Annotated in this window: 13 protein-coding genes; 2 read left to right on the forward strand and 11 right to left on the reverse strand. The window is 62.0% G+C overall.

All coding sequences use genetic code 11. The annotated features are described in order from the left end of the window. Window positions 1-13 precede the first annotated feature (13 nt). The 8 genes from HBN54_RS07970 to HBN54_RS08005 form a co-directional block, all read right to left on the reverse strand. Window positions 14-1,315: a sensor histidine kinase gene (locus tag HBN54_RS07970; protein WP_168672649.1), complete on the reverse strand. Its 1,302-nt coding sequence runs from the start codon at window positions 1,313-1,315 to the stop codon at window positions 14-16. 152 nt (window positions 1,316-1,467) lie between these two features. Then, a complete protein-coding gene (locus HBN54_RS07975) occupies window positions 1,468-2,853 on the reverse strand; it encodes a sigma-54-dependent transcriptional regulator (protein WP_168672650.1) in 1,386 nt (461 codons plus the stop codon). Window positions 2,854-3,040: 187 nt separating this feature from the next. Beyond that, on the reverse strand, window positions 3,041-3,742 hold the full coding sequence (locus tag HBN54_RS07980; RefSeq protein ID WP_168672651.1) for a head GIN domain-containing protein: 702 nt from the start codon (window positions 3,740-3,742) through the stop codon (window positions 3,041-3,043). Window positions 3,743-3,908: 166 nt separating this feature from the next. Continuing rightward, on the reverse strand, window positions 3,909-5,108 hold the full coding sequence (locus HBN54_RS07985; protein ID WP_168672652.1) for an ABC transporter permease: 1,200 nt from the start codon (window positions 5,106-5,108) through the stop codon (window positions 3,909-3,911). Window positions 5,109-5,258: 150 nt separating this feature from the next. Next, window positions 5,259-6,521, reverse strand: a complete 1,263-nt coding sequence (locus tag HBN54_RS07990) for an ABC transporter permease (protein WP_168672653.1) — start codon at window positions 6,519-6,521, stop codon at window positions 5,259-5,261. 111 nt (window positions 6,522-6,632) lie between these two features. Then, window positions 6,633-7,301 carry an ABC transporter ATP-binding protein gene (locus HBN54_RS07995; protein ID WP_168672704.1) on the reverse strand — a complete coding sequence of 223 codons (669 nt, stop codon included), beginning with the start codon at window positions 7,299-7,301 and terminating at the stop codon, window positions 6,633-6,635. Between the two features lie 240 nt (window positions 7,302-7,541). Then, window positions 7,542-9,074 carry a TolC family protein gene (locus tag HBN54_RS08000; protein ID WP_168672654.1) on the reverse strand — a complete coding sequence of 511 codons (1,533 nt, stop codon included), beginning with the start codon at window positions 9,072-9,074 and terminating at the stop codon, window positions 7,542-7,544. A 97-nt stretch (window positions 9,075-9,171) separates the two neighbouring features. Next, window positions 9,172-10,422 (reverse strand): efflux RND transporter periplasmic adaptor subunit, encoded by a 1,251-nt coding sequence (locus HBN54_RS08005; protein WP_168672655.1) that lies wholly within the window; start codon window positions 10,420-10,422, stop codon window positions 9,172-9,174. Between the two features lie 290 nt (window positions 10,423-10,712). On the opposite strand from HBN54_RS08005, the gene HBN54_RS08010 reads away from it, so the two are divergent. Then, window positions 10,713-11,117 (forward strand): YybH family protein, encoded by a 405-nt coding sequence (locus HBN54_RS08010; protein WP_168672656.1) that lies wholly within the window; start codon window positions 10,713-10,715, stop codon window positions 11,115-11,117. On the opposite strand, the gene feoB is transcribed toward HBN54_RS08010, so the two are convergent. Next, entirely contained in the window at window positions 11,114-13,273 is a 2,160-nt protein-coding gene (feoB, locus tag HBN54_RS08015; protein WP_168672657.1) for a ferrous iron transport protein B, read from the reverse strand. The genes HBN54_RS08010 and feoB overlap by 4 nt on opposite strands. 10 nt (window positions 13,274-13,283) lie before the next feature. Next, window positions 13,284-13,562 (reverse strand): FeoA family protein, encoded by a 279-nt coding sequence (locus tag HBN54_RS08020; RefSeq protein ID WP_317170190.1) that lies wholly within the window; start codon window positions 13,560-13,562, stop codon window positions 13,284-13,286. A 221-nt stretch (window positions 13,563-13,783) separates the two neighbouring features. Between HBN54_RS08020 and HBN54_RS08025 the strand changes: the two genes are divergently transcribed. Next, window positions 13,784-14,683, forward strand: a complete 900-nt coding sequence (locus HBN54_RS08025; protein ID WP_168672658.1) for a carboxypeptidase-like regulatory domain-containing protein — start codon at window positions 13,784-13,786, stop codon at window positions 14,681-14,683. 163 nt (window positions 14,684-14,846) lie between these two features. Here HBN54_RS08025 and HBN54_RS08030 read toward each other — a convergent pair whose 3' ends face one another. Next, window positions 14,847-16,190 (reverse strand): alpha/beta hydrolase family protein, encoded by a 1,344-nt coding sequence (locus tag HBN54_RS08030; protein ID WP_168672659.1) that lies wholly within the window; start codon window positions 16,188-16,190, stop codon window positions 14,847-14,849. Window positions 16,191-16,588: the final 398 nt, after the last annotated feature.

Below are 16,588 nucleotides of genomic sequence, written 5' to 3' on the forward strand. Positions count from 1 at the left end.
TTATAAGTGGGCATTATTTAAAATCAATACTAAAGCCGGTGCGGCCGTCGGCATTGGTATCGAGCCGGAAGGAAAAGCCGTGGGCCAGCAGCACATCGCGCACCAGCGTGAGGCCAATGCCCTGCCCGTCGCGCTTAGTGCTGAAGAAGGGCGTGAACAGGCGCTGCCGCACTTCGGGCGTGAGGGCGGGGCCGTCGTTTTCGATGGTGAGCGTGGGCGGGCTGAGCGTGGCGCTCACCCAGATATTGCCGTCCTGGCCGATGGCTTCGAGGGCATTTTTGGCGACGTTTAGCAGGGCTTGCTCCAACTGCTGGGCATCGAGGCACACCAGCAAGGGCTCGTCGGGCAAGTCCAGGTGCCACTGGATGCGGCGCTCGGCGCTTTGGGGCTGCAGCAGGCGGGCAGTGGCGCGCAGTAGGGCGCACACATTGGTGGGCTGGGGGGCGGGTGGGGGCAGGCGCACCAGCTGCGCAAAGCTGCCAATGAAGTTGGCCAGTTGGGTGTTGCGGGCCATGCTCACGTCGAGGGCTTCGGTGAAATCGGGCTGGTCGGCGGGGGCGAGCTGGGGCGCGTAGTGCTGAAAACTGTGCAGAATGGAGTTGATGGCCCCGATGGAATTGTTGATTTCGTGGGCCATCATCCGAATAAGCTGCTCGTAGGCCTGCTTTTCCTGCTTGATGAGCTCCTGGGTTAGCTCTTCGAGCACCACGAAGTGGCGGGTAAAGCCCCGGTCGAGAAAGTGGGCGGCGGTGGCGCGGTAGGTGGCCAGGCCCGAGAGGCGCAGCGCCTGGGGCTGGCTGTCGGTGAGGGCGGCCAGGGCCGGGCCCCAGGCCCCGGGCAGCGCGGCGGGCAACTGGCCGGCCAGCGCGGCGGCGGGCTGGCCAATGAAGCGGGCGGCGGCGGCATTGGCGCTTTCGATGCGGCCGTCGAAATCGAGGATGAGAATGCCGGCCGGCGAGGCCTGAATGAGGCGCTCAAGCAGCACGCTCTTTTCGTGCTGGCTCACGCGCTCGCGCCGCAGGGCGTCAATCATCTGGTTGTACGTGCCGATGAGCTGGTCCATCTCGCGCTGGCCCACGGGCACGAACTTCATGCTGAAATCCTGCGCCTGAATGGCCGCCGTGCCCGCCGCAATGAGCTGAAACGGCCGCACAAACCCCCGGTACAGCTGCGCCGTGAGCACAATGCTCAGCAGCAGCAGCACCTCGCTCCCCAGAAACAGCGGCACGTTGGTGGTGCGCAGTTGCGCCGCCACGGCAATGAGCACGACGTGGATGATGGTGACGAAAAGCAGGAACTGGACGCGAAGGGACATGGGCGGGCGTTCACCTCACCCCCTGACCCCCTCTCCAAAAAAGAGGGGACACCGGCTCGTGAGGACGAAAAATCAACGAATTCTGAACCAGCCAAGAGCAAGTCCGGTGCCCCCTCTTTTTTGGAGAGGGGGTCAGGGGGTGAGGTGAACGCCTACGCGTCGAACGGGATGCCGTGCTTTTCCAGCCTTCTGTACAGCGCGCCCCGGCTCAGGCCCAGCGCCTTGGCCACGCGGCTGATATTACCGTCGTAGTGCGCCAGGCTCTGCCGAATCATGTGCGCCTCCAGCTCATCGAGGGTCATGGAGCCGGGGGCGGGCAGCGGTGAGATGTTTATTGAGTGAGCTGGTGTTTGCAACACATTGGCCTGGAAGTCCTCGGGGCCCAGTTCCTCATGGCCGCTCACGAGCACGGCCCGCTCCACCAGGTTTTTCAGCTCGCGGATGTTGCCGGGCAGGGCTTGCTCGCGCAGCCAGTGCAGGGCGCGGGTGCCCACTTTCAGGGCGGGGCGCTGGTAGGTGGCGCGCAGCTGGGCGATGAAGTGCTGGGTGAGCAGCGGAATGTCTTGCGGGCGCTCGCGCAGGGCGGGCAGGCGCACCGCAATCAGGTTGATGCGGTAGAACAGGTCTTCGCGGAAGCGGCCCTGCTGCACCAGCTCGGCCAGGTTGCGGTTGGTGGCGGCGATGACGCGCATATCGAGCCGGCGCGGCTTGCTGTCGCCCAGCACTTCGTAGGTGCGGTCCTGCAGCACGCGTAGCAGCTTCACCTGGCTGGCCAGCTCCAGCTCCCCAATTTCATCGAGGAAAATGGTGCCGCCGTTGGCCAACTCGAAGCGGCCTACGCGGTCGGTTTTGGCATCGGTGAACGCGCCCCGGCGGTGGCCAAACATCTCGCTTTCAAACAACGAAGCCGAGATACCGCCCAAGTTCACTTTCACGAAGGGCTGGCGGGCGCGGTGGCTGTTGCGGTGGATGGCCTCGGCGATGAGCTCCTTGCCGGTGCCGCTTTCGCCCTCGATGAGCACGGCGGCATCGGTGGCGGCCACCTGGCCCACCTGGCGCAGCACGTGCAACAGCTGAGCATCGTGCCCGATAATGGCCTGAAAGTGAAACTGCTGGTCGAGCTGGCGGCGCGGGTTGGCGGCGGGCACCGGCGCGGCTTCGGCGGGGGCTTCCTGCAAAGCCAGCACCGTGCCGATGGTTTGCAGCAGCGAGTCGTTGTGCCAGGGCTTGGTCACGAATTCGGCCGCGCCGGCCTTCATCCCGGCCACGGCCAGCTCGATGCTGCCCCAGCCGGTGATGAGGATGACGGGCAGTTGCGGGGCCTCAGCCTTCAGCTGGGCCAACAGGGCTAGGCCGTCGTGCCCGCTGGTATCGAGCGCAAAGTTCATATCCAGCAACACCAGCCGGGGCGGCGTTTCGCGCACGGCGGCCAGAGCCTCGGCGGGCGTGGCCACGGCCTGCGCGGGGTAGCCGGCCTGCTTCAGCAGCAGCTTCAGTGAGGTGCGGATGGCCAGGTCGTCATCGACGATGAGGAACATAGTTGACTTTTTACATTTTCATTGTCATCCTGAGCTTGCGAACCGAAGGTCGGCGTAGCCAAGGACCTTATCACTACTGAACAGTTTGTAGTAAGCTCAATCGGCGCAAGCGTGATAAGGTCCTTGGCTACGCCGACCTTCGGTTCGCAAGCTCAGGATGACAGACGTTGGGTGCGGCGCAGTAGCTTTACCGCCCCTTTACGCTTCCGCCGCTGCTGGTGTGCTTGCTCACGCGGGGTGAGCCGGAGTAGCGCACGTCGCCGCCGCTGCTGGCGTTGGCGGTGAGGGTTTCCTGCACGGCTACGGCTACGTTGCCGCCGCTGCTGGCATTGGCGTCGCAGGCGCGGGCCAGCAGCTCGCTGCCTTTGAATACGCCGCCACTGCTGGCCCCTACATCGAGGCGCTGGGCAGTGCCGGCCAGTGTGACTACGCCGCCGCTGCTCACCTGAGCGCGCAGGTCGGTGCTGCTGAAATTGGCCCGGAGGGTGGCGCCCGACGATACCTGCACCTCCAGGTTTTGGGTGGTGAAGGCGCCCACTACCTCGGCCCGCGCACCGCTGCTGGCGTGCAGCGAGGTGAGGCTGGTAGCGGCCACGCTCACGCGCAGGTTGCGGATATTTTTCAGGCCCAACGACTCGGCCCACTCGCGGTCAAAAGTGATTTTCAACACGCCGTCGCGCACTTCGGTTTTAAGACGGGCGAGCTGGTCGGCATCGTCGGCGCTGGCTTCCACGCGCTGGGTAGTGCCGGGGGCCAGGCGCAATTCGATGCCGCTGCTCACCTCCACGGCGTGGAAACTGGCGACATCGCGCAGCTGCGGGGCCGCTTGGGCAAAGGCAACTCCCGTGCTCAGGAGGCAGAATAAGGCGGTAGCAGTGAGGTTTTTCATAACGTGAAACAGAAAAAAGGTGAGAAAAGCCGGAGGTACTAAAGCGGCAGATGCTGCTTTGCGGGGTTTGGTTGCCCGGGGTACCGGCCAAGGTAGCAGTTCGTTACCAGGGAGCGAAAAATTTAACATTCAAGGTAACAAACGGCTAAAACCCGCGCCGTCAAACTCACTCCTCCCGTAGCGCCACGGCGGGCTGAATGGCCGCCGCCAGCCGGCTGGGCTGCCACGCGCACAGCGCCGTGATGCCATATACCGCCCCCGCTGCTGCCGCAATGGCCAGCAGGTAAGGCTGCACCGGCAGGTCGAAGGCATTGAGCAGCGGAAACTGCACGGCCAGCAGGATGCCCAGCACCACGCCAAACGTGGTGACGACCATCATTTCGCCCAGAAACTGCCAGCCGATGCCCGCGCCCGTGGCCCCCATGGCCCGGCGCAGCCCAATTTCGGCCCGGCGCTGGCTGATGTTGTACCACAGCACGCCAAACAGGCCCAGCGCCACATTAATGATGAGAAACAGGCCGATGATGGACAGCCCCACCACCGGCACCAGCGTGTACATGCGCCGGTGCAGGCGGTCGTCGTTCATCACGCGCACTTCGGTAGTCCATTGGCGCGTGACGCCGGCCACGGTGCGGGCTATTTTCTCCTGGAGCACGCCGCCCGCGCCGGGGGCCACGCGTACCAGCACGTTGGCCGTTTCCCAATGGGTGGTATCGTAGGGCAGCAGGCGCAGCCAGACGGAGGGAATGGGGGCCGAAAAGTCGCTTTCCATGCGCACGGGGTCCACCACGCCGGTCACCAGAAACTCGTCCTGGGCTTTGGGGTTGGGGTCAGGGGTATCCCAGGTGAAGATTTTGCCCAGGGCCGGGCCATTGCCAAACAAGCTTTGGCGCAGGTCCTGGCTGATGACCACCGGGCGGTGGTTGCTGCCATCATCGGCGGACTGGAACCAGCGGCCCTCGCGCAGGGGCATTTGCATGGTCTCGGCGTAGTGGTCGTCGGCGTCGTACACGTTGGTCACCGGCGATTTTTTGCCCTTGTAGCCAAATACGGAGTTGTTGGTATTGAACACAAACGGCACGTTGCCGCTGGTGAGGGCCACCGTGCGCACGCCGGGCAGGGCCTTCACCTGGCGCAGCACATCATCGAGCTCGGCGCGGGGCATTTTCTGGCCCTGGCCGGCCCGCACATGCAGCCGCCACACCTGCTCGTAGTTGAAGCCGTGCGGGGCCAGGTAGTTTTTGGCGGTGGTGATGAGCACCGCCCCCACCCCAAACAGCACTACGAAGGAGAAAAAGATTTCGGAGATGAGCAGCAGGTTGGCCCGCTTGCGGTTCCAGATGAGGGTGAAAAGGTGGCGGAGCATGGAGATTGGAGGAGATTTAAGAGAAAGTTGTCTGTCATCCTGAGCGCAGCGAAGGACCTTATCACGCTGGAGCAGTTGGCAGTAATAGCAAGGAGCGCAGACGTGATAAGGTCCTTCGCTGCGCTCAGGATGACAGCTGAGACAAGGCGTTCACTTCTGCTCGCCGCCGCCGCGCAGGGCAGCCACGGGGTTGAGGCGCGACATTTTCCAGGCCGGGTACACGCCGCTCATCAGCCCAAACACCAGCGTGAGCAGCATGCCCCAGGCAAACACGCCCCAGCTCAACTCGAAGTGCGCATAGGCGATGGGATGCGCCTCGTTCACGAGGGCCAGCGCGCCGGCGGCCAGGCCCAGGCCCAGCAGCCCGCCCACCAGGGCCAGCACCACGTTCTCGACCAGAAACTGGCTTACCAAATCAGAGCCGGCCGCGCCGAAGGCCTTGCGCACCCCAATCTCGCCCGAGCGCTCCAGGATGCGCGTCATGTTCAGGTTCACCAGGTTCAGGGCCGGCAGCAGCATAAAGAGCAGCGCCAGGCCGGACACTATTAGGTAAAACGCCTCAATGTTATCGTCATCCAGCGTCTGGTCCTGGTGGTTGAGCAGGGCCCGCGAGAAGCTCTCCGTGATGGGGTCGGCGTAGGAAAACAGGGCTTTCACCTCCTTCGGATTGGGAATTTCCACCCGGCGCATCAGCTGGCGGTATTCTTCGCGCACAGCCGGTACCGCCGCCACCGAAGGCGCCAGCAGCACCACCATAAACTCGCCCTCAATGCGGTTATCCTTGAAATACTGCGCGCTCAAGGTGTAGGGCACCCACACGTCGGCATAGGCATAGACGTGGGCAGCCGACACATTCCGCACCACGCCCGCCACCCGGTAGCGCTTTAGGTCGATTTCGATGGTGCGGCCCACCACATCGGTCGTGCCGAAGTAGTCGCGGGCGGTGGCCTCGTTCAGCACGCAAACGTGCTGGGCCTGCTGCACTTCGGCCCCGGTGAAGGCCCGCCCACCCAGGAAATCAAAGTCCATGAGCTGCCAGAAGTTGCCATCGGTATAGGCCATATCCAGCGCCAGCAGCTTGCTTTTGGTGAAGGCCGTGGCGTTGGAAACGGCCGTAGTGATGCCCACCTTTTCCGGGGTTTTCATTTTCCGCACGTAGTCGTCCACGAAATGGATGCTGGCCGGCATGTTCATCCAGCCGTGGTTGTCGACTCGCTGGTGCCGAATGATGTTCACGAACAGCATCCGGTTCACGCGTTTAGCCGGCGTGTTTGGCCCCACCACATGGTCGAACATGGCCATCACCACCAGCAGAATCATCAGCGTAAAGCTCACACCAAACAGGTTGATGAAGGTAAAGAACTTGCGGCGCATGAGCACCTTCCAGGCAATTTTTAAGTACGAGAGGAACATGGCTTTTTGAGTTATGAGTTAAAAGTTATGAGTTATGAGTTTCTATCGGATGGACATGAGGAGGCCAGCGGGCACTCACTCATAACTTTTAACTCATAACTCTTAACTGAATCAGCCCACCTGGCTGCCGTCGAAGAAGCGCACCACGCGTTGGGTCTTCAGCGCCTGCTGCAGGTCGTGGGTCACCATCACTATGGTCACGCCCTGCTCGCGGTTCAGCTCCAGCAGCAGCTCGATAATCTCCTCCCCCATCACCGAGTCGAGGTTGCCCGTCGGCTCATCGGCCAGGATGATTTCCGGGCCGCCGGCCAGGGCCCGCGCAATGGCCACCCGCTGCCGCTGCCCGCCGCTGAGCTGGCTGGGGAAGTGGCCGGTGCGGGCGCTCAGGCCCACTTTATCCAAGGCGGCAATGGCCCGCTGGCGACGCTCCTTGCTGCCCATTCCCCTGCGGTACAGCAGCGGCAGCTCCACATTATCCACCACCGAGAGGTCATTTATTAAATGGTAGCTCTGGAACACGAAGCCGATTTTCAGGTTGCGCAGCCCCGCCAGCTCTTTATCGGAGTAGGATGTTACGGCCCGGCCATCCACTTCAATCGTGCCGCTGGTGGGCTCGTCCAGCAGGCCCATCAGGCTGAGCAGCGTCGACTTCCCGCAGCCGCTCGGCCCCATAATGGACACGAACTCGCCACGGTTCACGGTCAGGTTCACGCTGTTCAGCGCCACCGTTTCAATGGTTTTGGTTTGGTAGATTTTTTCGATATTGGTGAGGCGCAGCACGGGCGGAGCAGAAGTCATAATGGCGAATTGATGGTGTGAGGAAGTATGTGCTCTTTCGGAGTTGCACTCCGAAAGTGGCCCGGTAGTGGAGTTGCACTCCGCGTTATGGGCTTTTGATTAGTGGGGATAATGGGGAGTATAACTCCCCAACCAAGCCGCTCCGAAAGCGCGCCGCATCGTTCGGGTGTCGTTCAACGAGTTCAACCACCCCCGTTTCCGCTTCGCGGAAACATCCCCTCCTCATCTGAGGAGGGGAGTTTGTCGTTCGAAATCATACAGCGTCAGCGCCCGCAGGCGGTAATAGGCCACCCAGCCGGCGCGCAGGGCGAAGATGTAGCCGCGCCGCGCCCCGTCCTTAGCCACCGAGGCCAAGGTCAAATCCGTCAGGCTGATGCGGCCCAGCAGGTAGGTGGCGCGGGCAATGTCGTAGCGGCGCTGGGCCAGCGAGTCGGCCCGGCCGGCGAGCTGCACCTGCTCGGCCAGCGCGGACTGCTGGCCGGCCTGCGTGAGCACGGTTTGCTCGAAGCTTTGGGTTTCCTGGGCCACGTCGTGCCGGGTCTGGTCGCGGATGAGCTCGGCGGTTTTCACGATGGCCTGGCAGCGGCCCCAGTCCACGAGCGGCAGCGAAAAGGCCAGCCGCACCTGCTGCTGGTTTTGCAGGTTCAGGTAGGTATCAGCGAAAACGGGGGCTTGGTTCACGTAGCCCAGGTTGGCCGTGAGGCTGGCCTGGAAGCCGGTGGTGCCGCGCGCCTGGGCCACGTCGCGCTCGGCTTGGAGCAGCCGGCGGCGCAGCGCCAACGTGGTGCTGCGATATTGCCGGGCCTCGGCTAGCGCCTGCGCCGGGGCCACGGCCGGCTGCGGGGCCGGCGTGGGTACGGCCAGCGCCAGCGGGCCCTGGGCGGCAGGCTGGCCGGTGTAGGCCTGCAAGGCCACGGCGGCCGTTTCGGCATCGAGCCGGGCCTGGTTGCGGGCCTGTTGGGCATCGAGTAGGTTCAGTTCCAGCTGCAGCAAGTCGCTATGCGACAGCCGCCCCAGCGCAAACCGCTCGCGGCCGATGCGCAGCTGCTCGGCAGTGGCCTGGGCATTCTGGCCGGCCACTGCTGCGTTCACCTGTTGCAGCAGCACATCGAAATACAGCTCCGTGACGCGCTGGGCCACGGTTTCGCGCTCCTCCACGTAGCTGCGGGCACTTTCTTGGTAGCGCAGCGGCTCAATGGCCCGCGCCCACTTCAGTCCGTTGAACTGGCCCAGTGGCTGCACGATGCCCAGCGTGAAGGGCTGGTTATTGTAGCGTTTCATGTTGCCATTAAAATCATCGAACCGCTGCACCTCGGCCCCCACAAAGACCTGCGCTCCTGTCGGCCCAATGTTCTGGCTCAGCGTTAGGGCCAGGTTGGAGTTGTTGATGCGTACGGCCCGGAAATCGGTGGTGCCGTCGGGCTGCACCACTGGCGTAATCACGCGGCTGAAATTGGGCAGCGTGCCCGCCAGGCCCAGCTGCGGCCGGTAGTTGGCCTGGTAGCCGCGCCAGGCCCAGTAGCTGGTTTCGCGGTTGGTAAGGGCCTGCTGGCCGGCAGCCGAGTGGTCGAGGGCCTGGGTGATAACTTCGGGGAGGGTGAGGGTTTGGGCGGTGGCAGGTTTCCCAAGCAGCAGGAGTAGCAGGAGTAGCAGCCAGCCGCGCAGGCGGTTCACCTCACCCCCGGCCCCTCTCCCCAGGAGAGGGGAGCCAGACGCGCGGTTCAGGCTTTCGCAGAAAAAAGGAAAGAGAAGCATCAATGCAGAATTTATGAGGTTGACCGACCTAAAAAGTCGTTAGGCTCCCCTCTCCTGGGGAGAGGGGCCGCCCCGGAGGGGTCTCGTGAGGTTTCGGTCAGTCCCGCACCATCAGCTCCGGCGTGTCCAGATGCTCTTTCATGTCCGACGCCACGATTTTCTCGCCCGCCCGCAGGCCGCTGGCAATCTGCACGAAGTCGAAATTGCTGTCGCCGAAGCGCACCGTGCGGCGCACCACGCGCCCATCATTGGTCAGCACAAATACCGGCTGCTCTTTGCCGCCCTGGTAAAAGGGGCCGTTTTTCACGCGCAGCACGCCGTGGTGGGCGCGGGTTATCACAAACACGTCGGCCCGGAGGTTGGGGCGCAGGGCCGGGTGGTGGGGATTATCGAGCTGGGCCAGAAACGTCACCACACCCTTCTCCACGCTTGGGCTGATGCTGGCCACTGTGCCGCGCAGGTCGAGGTCGTTGATGCGGACTTTCACCGGGTCGCCTTGGTGCAGTTGGTCGGCGTAGCTGTCCGAAATCGTGGCCCGCACCCGGAAGCTGCTCAAATCGGCTACCCGCGCCAGGGCATCGCCAGCCTGCACGGTGGTGCCGAGGTTGTCGTTCACCCACGTTAGCACGCCCGGCTGCTGGCTGCTGATATCGGCCTGCCGCAGCTTGGTGGCCAGCTCCGCAATGCTGCGCTGCTGCATCGACACGGTGTAGCCCAACTCGCGCACATCGGCCGCGTTCGAACGCTGCTGGGTCTGAATCTGGCGGGTCAGGCGGTCGGCCTCCAACTGGGCTACGGTCAGGTTCAACTCGGCCTGGCGCACGTTCTCGGCCGTGCCGCCCCCAATTTTCAGCAGCTGCTGCTCGTCGTGAAGCGTCGATTGCAGGCTGCGCACTTTCACCGCTTGCACCCGGGCCAGGGCGCGCAAATCGGTGAGACTGCGCTCCAGCGTCAGCTGCAGCTGCGAATTCTTGTTCTGGTTGCGCAGCTGCTCATCGTCGAGCTTGGCCAGGCTGGAATTGGCCAGCTCCTTGTCCAGCTCCAGAATGGTTTCGCCGGGCCGCACTTGCGCGCCCACCGCCACCGCCACCCGCCGAATGGTGCTCTGAATGGGGCTGGTCAGCACGGCTTCCCGGCCCGGAATCACGGTGCCGGCAGCCGTGAGCGCGGCTTCCACTTCACCGGTTTCCACGGTGGCGGTTAGGATGTAGCCGCGCCGCAGGCTGGGTTTCAGCACCGTGCGGAAGGCCAGTACCGCACCCAGCGCCAGCAGCACGGCCCCGGCTACCGCGAGCCAGCGGCGGCGCTTGCGTTGGGTTTGAATTGAATCGGCAATGGCTCTGTCCATTTTCGTGCAGAAAGAAGGGAGGTTCTCCTATCTGTTGCCAAGCCGCGTGCCATTTGTTCAATAATCTGATTTTCAGCTAATAACTAGCATTTAATACTATATTACTCCCTTCCAAACTGTCCATTTATGAACACCTGGGTCCTAAACCGGACACTGGGCCGCTGCCGCCTTTTCAAAATTGCGATGTTGCAAACAGCTCATCCATACTCCACCACAATCCACTCCAAAGCGAGTGTTTTTTACAAATAAATCTATATATTGTATAAACGATTATCAAACAGTTCATTCTTATGATTGCCACCGCGACCCTGGCAGCCACCGAAATCCGGCGCGCCAACGACCAATTTGAAGCCTGTTTCGAGCGGAGCGATGCCGCTGCCCTGGCTAGCCTTTACACGCCCAACGGCGTGCTGCTCCCCACGGGCATGGACGCAATCCAGGGCACAGCGGGCATTCAGGCCTTTTGGGAAGGCGCTATGGCCATGGGCATCAAGCAAGTGCAGCTGCACACCCAGGATGTGGAAGAAATGGCCGATACCGCCATCGAACTCGGCCACTACACGCTGCTCGGCCCCAATGCCCAAAAAATAGACGAGGGCAAGTACCTCGTGGTGTGGAAGCAGCAGCAGGGCCAGTGGAAGCTGCACCAGGACATCTGGAACAGCAGCCTGCCCGCGCCCACGCCCGCCCCTTAGGCCAGCACCTGGTACACCAAAAACGCCGCCGCGTAGGCCAGCCCCGTCATGTACACGAGCTGCGCCAGCGGCCAGCGCCAGCTTTTGGTTTCGCGGTACGTCACGGCCAGCGTGCTCATGCACTGCATGGCGAACACGTAGAACACCAGCAGCGAAAATGCCCGCGCCGGCGTGAAAAACGGCTGGCCGTTAGCGTCTTTCTCGGCACTGAGCTTCTGTTGCAGCGTACCCATGTCGGCATCCTGCCCCACGCTGTAGATGGTCGAAATAGTGCCCACAAACACCTCCCGCGCCGCAAACGAAGTGAGCAGCGCGATGCCGATTTTCCAGTCGTAGCCCAGCGGGCGGATAGCCGGCTCCAGCACATGGCCGAACTTGCCGGCGTAGGAAGTTTCCAGCCGCGCCGAGGCTACCTGGCGGCTGGTTTCGGCGGCATCCCAGCCTTTCGTAGCTGCTTCCTGGCGCGCCTGCGTTTCGGCCGTGGCCTGCTGCTGGCCCGGGCCGTAGCTGGCCAGCACCCACAGCAGCACCGAAATGGCCATAATCACCCGGCCCGCCTGCAGCACAAACGCCTTCACCTTCTGATAGATGGTGAGGGCCACGTTTTTCCAGCGCGGCCACTGGTATACCGGGAATTCCATGATGAAGTAGCTCCGTTCCCGCGCCTTCAGCAGCTTCTTCAGGGCCCAAGCCGAGCCCAGCGCCGAAAACAGCCCGAGCAGATACAGCGACATCAGGGCCACACCGCGCAGGTTGAAAATGCCCCACGCGGCCTGGTCCGGCACCACCAGCGCCACCAGCACCGTGTACACCGGAATGCGGGCCGAACAGGACATGAGCGGCGTCACGAAAATCGTAATCATCCGGTCCTTCCAGCTCTCAATGGTGCGCGCCCCCATAATGGCCGGCACCGCGCAGGCCAGGCCCGAAATCAAAGGCACCACGCTTTTGCCGCTCAACCCAAATGGCCGCATCAGCTTGTCCATCAGAAAGGTAACGCGGGCCATGTAGCCTGTTTCCTCCAATATGGCCAAGAAGCCGAACAGCAGTGCAATCTGCGGAATAAATACCAGCACGCCGCCCAGCCCAGCCAGCACGCCCTCAGTGAGCAGGCGCACCAGCGGCCCCGAAAAGTTAGCCTGAATAACCGCGCTTAGTCCCGAAATGCCCTGGTCAATCCAGTCCATGGGGTACTGCGCCCAAGCAAAAATGGCCTGAAACAACAGGAACAAGATGGCCAAGAAAATGAGGTAGCCGCCCACCCGGTGGGTCAGCACCTTATCAATGCGGTTGCTTATCGGCTCGCGCTTCTCCGTGCGCACCACCGTCACCGTCTCCAGCAGAATCTCGTTGATGCGGGCGTAGCGGCTAATGGTTTCCGCCGCCTGCGCCGCCGTGGCATCAAACCCTGCCTGCTGCGTCAGCTCCTGGATGTGCGCCTTTTCCTCGGCGCTCAGAAAGCTAATCTGGCGGTACTGCTGGGCGTAGTGCAGCGCCAGGTAGTCGTTGTGCAGATTGAAGTAGTAGCGAAGCTGGCGCACCAGCGGCAGCAGCTGCTCATCGGGCTGCCAGAAGCGCACCGGCGGCGCGTCCAGCCGCTGGGCCATCACAATTTTGAGGGCGGCCACGCCAATTCCCTTCCGCGCATTCATCGGGATGATGGGCACCCCCAGCTCCCGCTCCAGCGCCGGCAGGTCAATGTTCACGCCGTGGCGCTCGGCCACGTCCATCATGTTCAGGGCCAGCACGGCCGGCAGGCCCAGGTCGCCGAGCTGCGTGAACAGCAGCAGGCTGCGGCGCAGGTTATTAGCGTCCACCGTCACCACCACGAAATCGGGGTAGTTATCGGCCGCCTTGTCGTAGAGCAAATCGGTAATCACCTTCTCATCCAGGCTCTTGGGGTAGAGCGAGTACGTGCCCGGCAGGTCGATAATCTCGGCCCGCTGGGTGGGCGTGAGCTGGGCCACGCCGGTTTTGCGGTCCACGGTCACGCCGGGGAAGTTGCCTACCTTCTGGTTGAGGCCGGTGAGCTGATTGAAGAGCGAAGTTTTGCCGCTGTTCGGATTGCCGATAAGGGCAATGCGCAGGGGCCGGGCATCGGCCTCGGGGCCGGTTTGCGGCGCTGTTGTTGCTGAACTACTTGCTGTTACGGCCATCGCGCATCTGCTACTCCTTTAGCAAAATGGTAGCCGCCTCACTAGCCCTAACCGACAGCGTATACTCCTGGTCGCCAAGCACCAGCATGAGCGGGTCGCCCAAGGGAGCCCGGCCGCTCAGGCGCACCTGCACGCCCGGCACACAGCCCATTTCCAGCAACTTAAGAGCCATTTCGGGGTCTTCGAGGCAGCAGATAGTGCCGGCTTCGCCCACGCGCAGGTCTTTGGCAGTGCGCCGGGTAGCCGTACTAATAACGGCCTTTTGCGGGGAACGACGAAATAATGACACGGGCGTTGAACGGGCTGAACCTTATTTAGAAAGAATACAAACAAAGGTACGCTACTAAAAGCTTTTCGGCCCAGTGCCTTTTTTTGGCGGTCAACAATCCCTTTACGTCTCCCGCAAGCCCTTCCGGACAGTGATTTGGATTATTCGGTTGCATCTGCTAATAATTTCTGATAACTTTCGGCGCAGGAATTTGTAATTTTGTTCGGAATATACCGCTTACTATGTCTACACGCCTACCGCTTATAGCACTATTCTTAGCCCTAGCTGCAACTTCCAGCTGGGGACAGCAAATTCAGATAAAGGGGGTAATCGTTGATAAAGACACCAAAGAGCCGCTGCCATTCACGTCCATCGGCCTGAAAAGCGAGCAGATAGGTGCGCTTAGCAACGAGCACGGCCAGTTCATTGTGCCCGCTCCCACCAAGAATGCCGACGACTCCCTCATCGTGGTAGCGCTGGGCTACGCCCGGCGCGCCGTACTCGTGAAGCGGGGCGTCGCCCTGCCCAGCCTCACCATCGAGGTACCCAAGCGGGCCGTCGAGCTCAGCAATGTGGTGGTGAAAGCCGGCAAGGTGAAGAACCTCGGCCTGGGGGCTCGTTCAAACGACCCCGGCGAGGGCATGATTCAGGGTCTGCCGGGCTCGCAGTACGCTTTCTTCGTGAAGAATGACAAGCAGAAACGCCTCGGCAACGTGCGCACCGTGTCCTTCTACATCGGCGAAAACGGTTTTCCGCGCGAGCCGTTCCGCGTGCGCCTCTACAAGGCCGATGGCAACTACAACGCCCCCAACACCGACCTACTCACCGAGAACGTAGTGGTTTCGGCCCCACAAGGCGGCCAGTGGTACACCGTCGACCTCACGCCCTACAACATCATGGCCCCCGAGGAAGGCTTTTTCGTAGCCATGGAATGGGTAGTGAGCGGCGATAAGTTCTTCGCTACCAACTTCATGGACGACTACACGCCCTACGGCCAGATTATGCGCCCCACCTTCGAGTTCAAGGAAAGCCGCACCTGGAACTACTCCATCGGCAAGGGCTGGAGCCTCATCACGGCCGCCAACAGCCAGGGCCTGCGCTACAACGCCATGATTAAGGCCGAAGTAGACATGATTAAGTAAATCACTGATTGCCGCGGATTAACCGTGATTTCGCTGATTTTTTTGGGTGACATGCTAATAAAAAAGCCCGGCGATTGCCAGGCTTTTTTTGTTGGTACCCATTTCGTTATCGGGCAAATCACCCAATCAGTGAAATTACGGTTAATCCGCGCTAATTAGTGGTTTATTTCTTCACCTCCAGCCCCACCAGCCATTCCCGAATGGTTTCCTGGGCTACGGGCGAAAACAGCGGCTTCATCTCCCCGTTCATCAGCGTCCACTCGGTTTTGGAAGGCTGAAAGAGGTGGTTCACACCCGGCAGGCGTTTCACTGTCAGGTTGTGGTTCACGCTTTTGAGCTCTTTCTCCAAGGCCGCCAGGTGGAGGTCGGCCGGGGCTTCTGCATCATCGGTACCGCCGAGTAGCAGCACGGGGCAGTGCACTTGGTCGAGCTCTGCCAGGGGGTCGAAGGCCAGGAAGTACCGCCGCCAGGGCGTGAGCAGCTGGGCCGCCGCGGCCTGCGCCGCCAGCGGCTCCAGCGTGGGCTGGTCCTGCCGCAGCATGTTGCTCACAATGGCCAGCGCCTGCGGCGGATTGGTTTGCCGAATGATGTCGTACATCGTCCGCTTCCGCTCGTAGGCTGCCTGTATTTCCAGCGGAGCTACTTTTCGGGCCCGTTGTTCGTCAACCAGCTGTTGCAGAATGGTTTGCTCGCCGGGCAGGCCGTAGCCCGCCAGCGATACCACAAAGGCCGGCGGCAGCGGCTGGGCCGCCGCCAGCAGCGCCACATTAGCCCCTTCGCCATGCCCCAGCACCCCAATGCGGTTGATGTTGATTTCCAGGCGCGCCCGCAAAAAGTTCAGCGCCGCTTGCACGTCGCTCACCAGCATGGCCGTGGTGGCGGTGCTGGTGCTGCCGCCGCTCTGGCCCACGCCCCGGTCATCGTAGCGCAGCACGGCCACGCCCCGGCGGGTGAGGTAGTCGGCCAATGAACCCATCAGGTGGTAGTTGCCCATGGTACCGTCGCGGTCCTGCGCACCCAGGTCGCTCACCATCACCACGGCCGGGAAAGGCCCCGGACCGGCGGGTATGGTGAGCATACCGGCAAAATTCAGGCGGGCCGTGGGGTTGTTAAACACCACTTCTTCTTCGCGGTAGGGCGGGGCCAGGCGCGTGCCCTGGCCCGTAACCGAGGGCATGGGCGAATGCAGCAGTCGCACCGACGATTTCACCCCCGCCTGCGTCCAGACCCCGTTCAGCTCGCGCCGTACCGAATCGAGGCGGGCAGCGTAGCGACTGCCGGCCGCCGGCATGTACAGCAGCACCGAGTCGCCGCGCACGGTCACTTCGGTCACCATGCGGCTCACCTTCTGGGCGGGCACGTCGAGGGCGGCGAAGTACTTGCCACCCGCCAGCGGAATCACACTAATCGTTAAATCCAGGTTGCCTCCCAACACCGGAAGCTTACCCTTCCACAATCCTCCCAGGGGCGAGTGGTCCTGCGGAGCCTGGGCAGTGGCCCGGCCCAAAACGGTATTCGTTATTCCAAACAGTAGAAGAACGCATAGTAAACTTCTCCTCATTCTATAAAAACTTAACTCGACTTATGGCCCCGAAAGATAAGCAGTAGCATACCGTATATAGTAAACTCATTTACTCAGTATTGAAACTTGAACGCTTAAAGCACCAATACAAAATAACAGATAAATATTTGCACTGTATCACCATTTCTCCAAGTAGAGGCCGCCGGAATAGTGGGGCACTACGCCCTGCTATTGCGCCGAGCTGCCCACATCCACCCTTGCCCGGGATTCTACTACTTCCCTCGCCCGCTGCGAAGCAGCCGTGTAGCAGTGCCGGAAACGCCGGGATTCTTTGGTGCCCTTTGTCCGGTTGGCTGCAAGCCTGCCAACCGGACAAGGAGCCT

Origin of the sequence: Hymenobacter artigasi, from assembly GCF_012275535.1 — a bacterium.
GTDB lineage: Bacteria > Bacteroidota > Bacteroidia > Cytophagales > Hymenobacteraceae > Hymenobacter > Hymenobacter artigasi.